The 7,295-nt window shown below is 78.4% G+C and carries 7 protein-coding genes; 5 read left to right on the top strand and 2 right to left on the bottom strand.

The features are described from left to right. Window positions 1-292 precede the first annotated feature (292 nt). The gene (locus ACRYR8_RS15875; RefSeq protein WP_432485333.1) at window positions 293-1,984 is read left to right on the top strand and encodes a DNA polymerase; all 1,692 of its coding nucleotides are present in this window, start codon (window positions 293-295) and stop codon (window positions 1,982-1,984) included. Between the two features lie 43 nt (window positions 1,985-2,027). Beyond that, on the top strand, window positions 2,028-3,155 hold the full coding sequence (locus ACRYR8_RS15870) for a TerD family protein (RefSeq protein WP_432485334.1): 1,128 nt from the start codon (window positions 2,028-2,030) through the stop codon (window positions 3,153-3,155). Window positions 3,156-3,186: 31 nt separating this feature from the next. On the opposite strand, the gene ACRYR8_RS15865 is transcribed toward ACRYR8_RS15870, so the two are convergent. Continuing rightward, a complete protein-coding gene (locus ACRYR8_RS15865; protein ID WP_432485335.1) occupies window positions 3,187-4,395 on the bottom strand; it encodes a glycosyltransferase 87 family protein in 1,209 nt (402 codons plus the stop codon). A 446-nt stretch (window positions 4,396-4,841) separates the two neighbouring features. Here ACRYR8_RS15865 and ACRYR8_RS15860 point away from each other — a divergent pair, with 446 nt between their 5' ends. Further along, a complete protein-coding gene (locus tag ACRYR8_RS15860; RefSeq protein ID WP_432485337.1) occupies window positions 4,842-5,291 on the top strand; it encodes a hypothetical protein in 450 nt (149 codons plus the stop codon). 77 nt (window positions 5,292-5,368) lie between these two features. Here ACRYR8_RS15860 and ACRYR8_RS15855 read toward each other — a convergent pair whose 3' ends face one another. Beyond that, window positions 5,369-5,665, bottom strand: coding sequence for an antibiotic biosynthesis monooxygenase family protein (locus ACRYR8_RS15855; protein ID WP_432485338.1), 297 nt, complete (start codon window positions 5,663-5,665; stop codon window positions 5,369-5,371). Window positions 5,666-5,745: 80 nt separating this feature from the next. On the opposite strand from ACRYR8_RS15855, the gene ACRYR8_RS15850 reads away from it, so the two are divergent. Together ACRYR8_RS15850 and ACRYR8_RS15845 are read left to right on the top strand one after the other, a co-directional pair. Continuing rightward, window positions 5,746-6,396: a SigE family RNA polymerase sigma factor gene (locus tag ACRYR8_RS15850; RefSeq protein WP_432485339.1), complete on the top strand. Its 651-nt coding sequence runs from the start codon at window positions 5,746-5,748 to the stop codon at window positions 6,394-6,396. Further along, window positions 6,389-7,291 (top strand): hypothetical protein, encoded by a 903-nt coding sequence (locus ACRYR8_RS15845; protein ID WP_432485340.1) that lies wholly within the window; start codon window positions 6,389-6,391, stop codon window positions 7,289-7,291. Before ACRYR8_RS15850 ends, ACRYR8_RS15845 begins: the two co-directional genes overlap by 8 nt. Window positions 7,292-7,295: the final 4 nt, after the last annotated feature.

The raw sequence follows: 7,295 nt of genomic DNA, 5'->3' as shown, positions 1-7,295 counted from the left end.
GGCACCCCGCAGGCCGTCTGGTTCTGCCCGGGCTCCCAGGCGTGCACCTCCCCGGGGGGGGGGGGGGGGGGGGGGGGGGGGGGGGGGGGGGGGGGGGGGGGGGGGGGGCCCGCGCCCCCCCCCCCCCCCCCCCCCCCCCCCCCCCCCCCGCGCGCGCGGGGGCGCGGGGGGGGCGGGGGGCCGGGGGGGGGGGGGGGGGGGGGGGGGGGGGGGGGGGGGGGGGGTGGGGCGGCCCGCGGGCGCGCCCCCCCCCCCCCGCCCCCCCCCCCCCCCCCCCCCCCCGCTGGGGCTGGTGGTGCTGCCCGGGGCGGGGGTGGGTCTGGCCGCGGCGGGCGGGGCGCTGCCCCTGCCGGGCGACCCGGTGGCGCTGGTGGGGCGGCTGGAGCGGCTGCTGCGCCCGCGCTGGACGTGGTGGTCGGCGGGGAGCACCGCCGCCCCGCTGGTGGCGGCGGGCGTGCACCTGGCGCGCTGCCACGACGTGGCGGCCGTGCACCGGCTGCTGGCGGGGGGTTCGCGCGACGACCCGGGCGCGGCGTGGGCGCTGGCGCACGAGCTGCCCGAGCCCCCGGCGCCGGCGCCGGGGCGCGCCGCCGCGCACGGCACGGGCCTGCTGGACCTGGACGGCACCCTCGCCGGGGACGCCGGGCCCGTCGACGAGCACGGCCAGCTCGCCGCCGGCTGGGTGGAGGGCCGCGCGTTCGGCCCGGACGTCGAGCCGGGCGAGCGGCTGCTGCGGGCGGCGCGCTGGGCGGTGCTGGCCCTGCACACCGCCGCCGGGCAGCAGCGCGCCCTGGCGGCCCGGCCGGACCCGCGCCCGCACCCGGCGCCGCCGCCGCTGGCGGTGCAGACGGCGTGGAGCGAGTCCGCCGCGGCGCTGCTGGCCGTGGAGCTGGGGGTGACGGGGCTGCCGGTGGACCGGGCCACCGCGGAGGCCGTGGTGGCCGCGGAGGTGGGCCCGCGCCCGCGGGGCGCGGCCGGTGAGGAGGCCGCCCGGGCGGCGCGCGACGCGCCGGTGCGCGAGCTGCTGGGGCCGGTGGACCTGCGCAACCCCGCGCAGGTGCTCGCGGCGCTGCGGCAGCTGGGCTTCGACGTGCCGGACACCCGGGCCTGGCGGCTGGAGCGGCTGCGCGGTTCCCACCCGGTGGTGGAGGCGCTGCTGCGCTGGCGCAGGGCGGAGCGGACCGCCACCACGTACGGGTACGGGTGGCTGGACCGCCACGTCGGCGCCGACGGGCGGCTGCGCGGGGCCTGGTCGGCCTCCGACGGCGGGGGCGGGCGGATGACCGCGCAGGCGGGGCTGCACAACCTGCCCGCCGAGCTGCGTCCCGCGGTCGCGGCCGAACCGGGGCACGTCCTGGTGCGCGCGGACCTGGGGCAGGTGGAGCCGCGGGTGCTGGCGGTGCTCTCCGGCGACGCGGGGCTGGCGGCCGCCACCGGTGACGACGACCTGTACGCGCCGGTGGCCGCCGCCCTGGGCGCCGACCGCGCCACCGCGAAGGTCGCGGTGCTCGCGGCGATGTACGGGCAGACGTCCGGTGCGGCCGGGGAGGCGCTGCGGCGCATGGAACGCGCCTACCCCGCGGCCCTGGCGTTCCTGCGCGCCGCCGAGGACGCCGGGCGCGCGGGGGTGGACGTGCGCACCTGGGGCGGGCGCCCCGTGCGGGTGGGTGCCGCGGACCTCCCGGAGGAGGGGCTGGCGGTGCGCGGGCGCTTCGCCCGCAACGCCGTCGTGCAGGGCACCGCGGCGGAGCTGTTCAAGGCGTGGGCGGCGACGGTGCGCGCCGGCCTGGCGGGCGGTGCGGGGCGCGTCGTGCTGTGCCTGCACGACGAGCTGCTGCTGCACGTGCCGGAGCAGGACGCGGCCGCGGCCGCGGACCTGCTGCGCTCGGCGCTGGAGGCCACCGCGCGGCGGTGGGCCGCGGGCAGCGGCGTGCGCTTCGCCGCCGACGTCGCGGTCGTGCACCGGTGGTCGGAGGCGAAGTAGGGCGCGCTGGCGCGGCGGCCGCGGCGGCGGGCAGGGTGGGGCCGTGGCCACGCAGCTGACCAAGGGGTCGAACACCGGACTGCCCACCGCGCCCGTGCGCGCCGTGCTGGGCTGGGACGCCGGGCCGGGCGTGCCGGGGGTGGACACCAGCGCGCTGCTGCTGACGGGTGCGGGGAAGGTCCGCTCCGACGGCGACCTCGTGTTCTACAACCAGCCCGAGCACTCCTCCGGTGCGGTGCGCCACGGCCGGGACGGGGCGGTCGAGGTGGACCTGCCCGCCGTGGAGGCCGGGGTGGAGCGCGTCGTGCTCGCCGCGTCCGCCGACGGCGGCACGTTCGGGCAGGTCCCCGGCCTGCACCTGCGGGTGCTGGACGCCGCCGGCGCGGAACTGGCCCGGTTCGACGTGCCCGAGGCGGGCAGCGAGACGGCGTTCGTCGCCGGGGAGCTGTACCGCCGCGGCGACGGGTGGAAGCTGCGCGCCGTGGGGCAGGGCTACGACAGCGGCCTGGCCGGGCTGGCCACCGACTTCGGCATCACCGTCGACGAGGGAGCCGCCCCCGAGCCCGCGGCACCTGCGCCGGAACCGGCACGCGTCCCGCTGAACCTCGACGAGGGCCGCGTCAGCCTGGTGAAGGACCAGACGGTGTCGCTGGTGAAGACGGGCGCTCCCCCGCTGAGCGCCGTCACCCTCGGCCTGGGCTGGGACCCGGCCGCGCGCGGGCGGAACATCGACCTGGACGCCTCCTGCATCGCGTTCGACGCCCGCGGGAAGGACCTCGCGAAGGTCTGGTTCATGGGCAAGGAGGCGTTCCGCGGGGCGATCGTGCACAGCGGCGACAACCTCACCGGCGCCGGTGACGGCGACGACGAGCAGATCCGGGTGCGCCTGGGCGACCTGCCCGCCGACGTGCACGCGCTGGTGTTCACCATCAACTCCTTCGGCGGGCAGCGGTTCACCGCCGTCAGCCGGGCGTTCTGCCGCCTGCTGGACGCCGGCGGTGCGGAACTCGTGCGCTACGACCTCAGCGACACCGAGGACACCACGGCCGTCCTCATGGCGGCGGTGGTGCGCGACGGGGCCGCGTGGTCGATGCGGGCCCTGGGCGAGTTCCGCTCCGGCCGCACGGTCCGCAAGCTCGTGGACCCGGCGCGCACGCTCCTGTTCGGGTAGAGCCCTTCGCGCTCCCGCGGTGCCCGTCCCGTCAGGCGGGTTCGACGCGGTGGGCCCGGCGGCCGGGGACCGTCCGCCGCACGTGCGGGAACGGGCGCCGGGGAGCGCGGAAGGCCTCCACGCACAGGACCAGCAGGACCACCAGCAGCGCGGTGCCCGCCTGGAACCCGTAGCCGAACGGTTCCCGGACCGGGTCGAGGCGGGGGACGAGGAGGACGGCGAGGGGCAGCGAGCACCACAGGACGGTGCGTCGGTGCCGGGACGTGGTCAGGCCGTCGGCGGCGCTGGCGAACAGCGGGACGAGCAGCACCGCGTAGTGGTCCCAGGCCAGCGGAGCCCCCACGACGCTCGTGAGCACCAGGAGCGTCCCCACCTGGACGGTCCGCGGCGTGCCCGCGTCGCCCCGCGACCACCGGACGACGACCGCGGCAGCGCCGAGGAGCAGCACCAGCACCCGGGCCAGGAGGATCCACTCCGGACCGACGGCGCCGTTGCGGAGGACACCGGCGAGGGACACCTCCATCCACGGGCTGACCGGCTCGGGTGAGCCGTGCGCCATGCGCTCCAGCACGACGGGGAGCAGGGCGTGGCCCCCCGGCATGACGGCAAGCCCGGCCGCGGAGGCGGCCGCGGGGATGCCCGCGGCCCAGGCCACGGCTCGCCAGGAGCGGGCGAGCACGGCGAGGACCACGAGGGCGAGCAGGATCGGCTTGACGGCGAGGGTGATGCCCAGCAGGACGCCGAAGCGCCGCCACCGCCCGTCGGCGGCCCACCGGTACAGGACGGGCAGCGCCGCCACCGCGAAGAACTCCGTGTTGGCGCTGACCGTGAGGGCTCCGCCGGCGGGGCTGACCAGCACGACGAGCAGCGTCAGCGGCACGAGCCACGGCGGCGAGCCGGGCGCCAGGAGCCTGGCGGAGCTCCAGCAGACGACGACCACGGCGGCGACGCAGGCCAGCGCCGCCGCAGCGGCTGCGGCCGACGGCGGCAGGAGCGCGACCGGCAGCGTCAGCAGGGCGGAACTGGGCAGGTACAGGAACAACGGGTCCGCGTAGGGGTCCTGACCGGCGAGGACGCTGCGGGCAGCGGTGTGGACGACGAGGAAGTCGAAGGCGTTCACGGCGCCCTGCCACGTGCGCAGGAACAGGCAGACGGACGCGGCCGACCACAGCGCTGCGACACCGGCGCGGTGGCGCGCCAGTCCCAGCGCCACCGTCACCCCGCGACGGAGGACGGGCATCGGCACCTCCTGCGACCTGCTCCTGCGGACACGACCTCCTGCCCTGCATCGGCCGGGGGCGGCCCGCCCCCCATCGGCCGACCGGGTGAGGGGCACCTCCGGCTGGGGGAGCGCACCGGTCGCGGTGGAGCTGGAGGGCATCCCGCCGACGACCGCGAGCCGGTCCCGGGGGGCGCCCTCGGCGCAGGGGGAACCGTGAGCGCTGGCCCCGGCGTGCCGTCGATCCCGCTGCCTGGACGACGCGGTCGACGGGTTCGGGACGTGCCGGGCCCGGCCCTCGAACGGCTGCGCTCCCTCGAGCGGAGCGGCGTGCGGCGCGCTCTGCCCCTCGAACCCCGGTGGAGTTCGTGGTCGACGGTGCTCGCTCCTGCCGACCGGGGCCACCCTGCTCGACGGCGAGGAACCGCCGTCTTCTCCTGCGGGCCTCCGCCTGCCACCCTCGTGGCATGGACCAGCAGGTGGACACCTTCGGCGCCGGAGTGCAACGCGGAGTGCTGTGCGGAGCCGTTCTGGGCGCGGTGATCACCGCGGTCTCGAGCCGGTCCGCGGTGAGCGGCGAGGACGCCAGGACGCTGGCCGTGACCTTCGTGGGACTGGGTGCCTTCGCCGGGTCGGTCGCCGGAGGGCTGTGCGGAACGCTCGCGGGGGTGGTCCACCAGTTGGCGCAGCGCACCGGTTCCGCCGGGGCCTGGTGGGTCGCCCTCGTCGGCGCGCTGCTCGCCGGTCTGGTCACCGCAGGCAGCGTCGGTCTGTGGCCCCTGCTGTTCCCGGAGGTGCTGTCGCCGGAACTGCGAGCAGGCTGGGTCGCGGTGTGCGCCGTCGTCGCGGTGTGGCAGGTCCGGCGGGTGCAGCACCGCTTCGCAGCTCAGGGCCGCGACGGCCGGCGACTGCGGTGACGCCCTGGCGAGCTCTGCGGTGGGTCACGGGCGGGTCCCCGGCGGGTCGCGGGCGGTGCCGCTGAGCGGGGACCGGGTCAGGCGCGGGCCACCTCGGTGAAGTGCTCCACGACGGGGAACGGGTCGTAGAAGCGGTGCAGCAGCGCCTTCCACTCCTGGTACCGCGGTGAGCCGCGGAACCCCTCCGTGTGGTCCTGGAGGGTCTCCCACTCCACGAGCAGCAGGTACGTCCCGGGGCGCTCCGCGCAGCGCGACAGGCGCAACCCCCGGAAGCCGCCCGTCGCGGCGATGATGCCCTTCGCGCGGGCGAACGCCTCCTCGAAGTCCTCCTCCTGCCCGGGGCGGACGTCCAGCAGCGCGTGTTCCAGGACCACCCGGGCACCCTCCCACGACGCACCCGCAGGAAGTCGCCCGGAGCGTGCAACGCCCGGGGCGCGGGCCGCGTCGTGCAGGTGTGGATCCCTCCGGCGACGGCACCCGCGCGGCCCCCGCGCGGCACCTGCGGCTGAGGGAGCGCAGCGGTCGCGGTGGAGCTGGAGGGGACCCCGCCGACGACCGCGAGCCGGGGTCCGCCCCCCGGTGGCGGGCCGGGACGCCCGCGCAGCCGGGGGTGTGGGACCTGGAGTCCCTGGTGGCGTGGAAGGGGCCGCAGCTGGTGCGCCTGGCGCGCGCCCTGCTGCGCGACCCGCACCAGGCCGAGGACGTCGTGCAGGACGTCCTGGCCACCTGCGTGCTGAAGTGGTCGCGCATCCAGGCGGTGGACGACCCCTCCGCCTACCTGAACCGGATGGTCGTCAACGCCGTCACCTCCCTGCGCCGCCGGCCCTGGCGGCGCGAGCAGGCCAGCGACCCCGCCGACCTGCCCGACCTCGCGGTGCCGGACGCCTCCCCCGGGCACGCCGAGCGCCAGCGCTGCCTGGCGCTGCTGCGGCGCCTGCCGGACCGCCAGCGCGTCACCCTCGTGCTGCGGCTGTACGAGGGGATGCCCGACGAGGAGATCGCCCAGCTGCTCGACTGCTCGACCGTCACCGTGCGCAGCAACGCCCACCGGGGCCTGGCGACGCTGCGCCGGCTCATCGCCGAGGAGGGGATCGACCGTGCCTGAGGACCACGACGTGGAGGAACTGCTGCGCAGCGCCCTCGAGCGGGACGTGCGCACCGGTGCGGTCGACGAGACCGCGCTGACCGCCGCCACCCGCTCCCGCCTGCGCCACCTGCACCGGCGCCGCCGCGCCACCTGGGCGGTGGCGGCCGCGGCGGTGCTGGCCGCCGTCCCGCTCACCGCGCAGCTGCTGCCGGACGGCTCGGTGCGCACGCGTCCCGTCGCTCCGGTGACCTCCACCGCCCCCGGGCCGACCGCCACGCCGAGCAGCACGCCCACCACCACGCCCACCCCCACGCCCCCGGGGACCTCCGCGGGAGCACCCGCCGGGACGCCGCTGCCGACCACCGCGGACCCCGACCCGGACGTCGTCGCCCGCGAGGTCCCCGACCTGCCCGGGCTCGTCGCGGCCCTGCCCGCCGGGCAGGTGCTGCTGCTGGACCTGGGGCAGTACGCGAAGAGCCCCACGGTCGCGGGGCAGGCGTGCGGAGGTGCCGCGTTCCGGCCGCCGCAGATCGCCGGCCGGCAGTGGGGCTACGCGGAGGAGAGCTCGAACCGGCTGGACCAGCGGTCGGTGGACGTCGTCGTCACCGGCTGGGCGCCCGGCACCGGACCGGAGGCGTTCGGCCAGCTGGTCGCGAACGACTCCCCCACCTGCGGCTTCAGCGACGAGCTCACCCGCTCCGCCGTGGCCGTGCCCGGCGCCGACGACGCGTGGGCCGCGCGCTGGGAGGCGAACGGCACCCCGGTCACCGCCGGCGCCGCCCTCGTGGGGGACCTGGTCGTCGGTGTCACGGTCCGGAACCCCGGCCCGGACGGCGACGCGGACCTGGCGCGGCTGCTCACCGCCGCCGTGGCGGACCTGCGCAGCAGCGGGCCGGCCGCGGCGACGCCCTGACCGG

Source organism: Kineococcus esterisolvens (genome assembly GCF_050871405.1).
Classification (GTDB): Bacteria; Actinomycetota; Actinomycetes; order Actinomycetales; family Kineococcaceae; genus Kineococcus.
This window is presented reverse-complemented; position numbering and strand designations above follow the sequence as displayed.

Excerpts from the sequence above, each read along its gene's own strand:
- ACRYR8_RS15865 (WP_432485335.1), bottom strand. The coding sequence starts at position 4,395 with ATGCCCGTCCTCCGTCGCGGGGTGACGGTGGCGCTGGGACTGGCGCGC.
- ACRYR8_RS15860 (WP_432485337.1), top strand. The coding sequence starts at position 4,842 with ATGGACCAGCAGGTGGACACCTTCGGCGCCGGAGTGCAACGCGGAGTG.